This is a genomic window from Methylobacterium sp. WL119 (genome assembly GCF_008039875.1).
Taxonomy (GTDB): domain Bacteria; phylum Pseudomonadota; class Alphaproteobacteria; order Rhizobiales; family Beijerinckiaceae; genus Methylobacterium.
This window is the reverse complement of the sequence record NZ_VRUU01000198.1, coordinates 1-2,938: the sequence shown is the minus strand read 5'-3', so window position 1 is coordinate 2,938 and position 2,938 is coordinate 1. Positions and strand designations below refer to the sequence as shown.

The 2,938-nt window shown below is 66.7% G+C and carries 4 protein-coding genes; all 4 read left to right on the top strand.

The features are described from left to right. Positions 1 to 221: hypothetical protein (locus tag FV227_RS29575; RefSeq protein ID WP_210246752.1), on the top strand; the 221-nt coding region annotated here is incomplete at its 5' end. A 101-nt stretch (positions 222 to 322) separates the two neighbouring features. Then, a complete protein-coding gene (locus FV227_RS28210) occupies positions 323 to 748 on the top strand; it encodes a helix-turn-helix transcriptional regulator (RefSeq protein WP_147860443.1) in 426 nt (141 codons plus the stop codon). A gap of 363 nt (positions 749 to 1,111) precedes the next feature. Further along, positions 1,112 to 1,354: a hypothetical protein gene (locus FV227_RS28205; RefSeq protein ID WP_147860442.1), complete on the top strand. Its 243-nt coding sequence runs from the start codon at positions 1,112 to 1,114 to the stop codon at positions 1,352 to 1,354. 957 nt (positions 1,355 to 2,311) lie between these two features. Further along, a partial coding sequence (gene paoA / locus FV227_RS28200) for an aldehyde dehydrogenase iron-sulfur subunit PaoA (RefSeq protein ID WP_147860441.1) occupies positions 2,312 to 2,938 on the top strand: 627 nt, incomplete at its 3' end.

Here is a 2,938-nt window from a genome sequence, read left to right as displayed (position 1 = left end):
GCCGCCAGCGCCTGCTTCAGGATGTACGTCGTCACGTCTGCCTTGTCGGCCATGCCAGCTCCTTCACGTTCGCCGCGGGCAACGCCGCACCGCTCGCTTCGTCGGTGCGGCAGAATCTCGCGGCACCGTGCATGGCGCACGGCCTCCACGGGGCCGGCACGCGATCCGCTCGGCCGTTCGTCACAAGGCCAAGCTATGACATTTCTGCAACCCAGGATTGATCGCAGCCGCGAAACTCAATCGCGCGCAATGCGTATTGGGATGTGCTCGGAACAGCAGCGACGCTGGTCGAGTCGTCTCCAACCTGAAAGCGAATGCCAGAATGACCCCCATCCATGCGCCGAAGCTCGCGACCAGCGGCGACCGATCGATCGGAAGCCGCATCGCGGCGTATCGGACCGCTCAAGGTCTGAGCCAGACCGCGCTCGGGCAGGCTCTCGGGGTCACGTTCCAGCAGGTCCAGAAATACGAGAAGGGACGCAACCGTGTCGGTGCCGCCCGGCTTCAGGCGATCGCGGATTTCCTGGGCGTCCCGGTCTCGACCTTCTTCGACGCTCCGGCAGAGATCGGCGATGGCCGCGAGTCGATTCAGCAGCTGTTGCAGGATTCCGAGGTGATGGACCTGATCAGGACGTTTGCCGGCATCTCCGACAAGGCGACGCGCCAAGGTGTCCTTGCCATCGTCAAATCCGCCGCAACCCTCGACGCCGAATTCACGAAGAGGGTTGATTCAGCGATCGTCGATTGAATGCGCGACCGATGGCGCCGCGCGCGAGGTCAGTCATCGACGGCGGCCGCCTGTGATGCCCTGAAGAGGAAGAGCGAGCTCGGGAGCGACTGAGCGTATCGCGACATTATTGGTAAAATTGTTTTTTCGGGCGCCGAAAAGATAATTTGACGTCGTGATACCGATTTAATGCCGTATGCGCCGAGTGCATGGCGAAGTGTTGCGATGGACAGATGAGTGCGTCCGGGGGCGGAATTATAAAAGAAGAACTGGCCTTTGCTCGCATTATGTTGCGTTGCAAAATGCACATGTCGCAACGCACAAATTTTGTGGTTCAATCTCTCGGTCGGTCGGCTCTGCAAGCGACCCAACCGGAGATCCGTCATGCGCTTCACCCACGCCCTCGCCCTCATCGCGTTCGCCTTGGCATCCGTCTCCGCCGGCGCGGCGATGGCCGACGAGTCCTTGAACCTCACCCCGCCGCTCTACCGCGAGCAGGCCCGGACGTCTCAGCAGACGCGTTCCGTCAGCGATATGACCACGACGCCTCAGCCCGTGGCCGCCACGAAGCCGATCGCGCCGCGCCGCGTCGTCGAGGTGGTCGCCGAGGCCGTGCCCGCTCGCTGAGTCCGCGCTCCCGTGGCGTCACGATCTGCGTTCGGCGGCCCGCCCGCCGGCGCAGCCGATACGGCCGCCGGCGGATCGCGATCGCGGATCGGTGAGCCGAGACGCGCGGCCGATGACCGTGACGCGCATCGCGACATCCCCGAACGCCGCACGGACGGCGTCTCGATTTCGACCTGAACCACCCTGTCGTGCGCAGCCTGTCTCCTCGTGACGGAGGCCGCACGATGAGCGGGACCGAACTATCGAGTTTTGGGTGATTGGACCTGCTGCAACGGCAGCCGGATGGGCGCGGCAGTCGGATCGACGACGAAATCGCCGATCGTCGCGCCGACCTTCAGCTCGCGCACCGAGGCCACGCCGGAAGCGAACCCACCACACGACGTCGGCTCGGGCGTCGACCGGGCGGGAGGTCGTCGATCCGCATCGCCTAAGGTGCCGAGGACGACATCGAGACGGTGCCCGGCCAGCCGCGCTATCCCCGATGCATCATCGCGGACGAACGCACGGCCCTTGCAGGGTCACCCGAGAGGTGGCGCTTGCGTGCATCATCATCCCGAGCGCGCGGCATCACGGCCCTTCGACTCGCCGAGCGATGTCGCGGATTCCTCGTCACCGCCGATCCCGCGACCATCAGGGCGGCGGAGGAAGGGTTTTTGAGATTCCGAGCCGTCGGCACCCGGAAGGGTGCGACCAACCGGCAAGGCGCGAACGCACGACGGACCGAAGCGGGCGACCGGGGTCGGTGCCACGTCCTCGGGAGCCGCCAACACCCCGGATGCGGCAGGCGAGGCGATCCCGACGCGGGATGCCGGGGCGAAATGTCCGTGCCGAGCACCGGACCGAAGCCGGTGGCACTTTGGAGCTTATCCAGCCTGCCGGAGTTGCCCTGGGCATTCCGCTTCCGACAGACGGCCTTCGGGCGCGTCGTCGCCCCCCGCAACAGGTTCGGAGACCATGATGGCACCGCCTGGAGAATTCGACATGAGCCGACGAGACGTGGTCGCCAGCGCGACCGCCGCCGCGGCCCTTTCCACCCTTCCCGCGGGCGCCCGCGCCGACGCTGCGTCCGGCGACCGCCCTGTCCTGGCGCGGGTGTGGTTCACGATCAACGGCCAGCGGCGCGAGCTCGAGCTCGACACCCGCACCAGCCTGCTCGATGCGGCGCGCGAGCATCTGCACCTGACTGGTTCGAAGAAGGGCTGCGACCATGGCCAGTGCGGCGCCTGCACGATGATCGTCGACGGGCGGCGCATCAACGCCTGCCTGACGCTCGCCGTGATGCACCAGGGCGCCGAGATCACCACCATCGAGGGGCTGGGCCAGCCCGACAACCTGCACCCGATGCAGGCCGCCTTCGTCCGCCACGACGGCTACCAGTGCGGCTACTGCACGCCCGGCCAGATCTGCTCGGGCGTGGCCGTGCTCGACGAGATCCGGGCCGGCATCCCCAGCCACGTCACCGCCGACCTCACCGCGCCGACCCGGGTCACCGAGGCCGAGATCCGCGAGCGCATGAGCGGCAACCTGTGCCGCTGCGGCGCCTATTCCAACATCGTCGAGGCGATGAGCGAGGTCGCCGGCCTC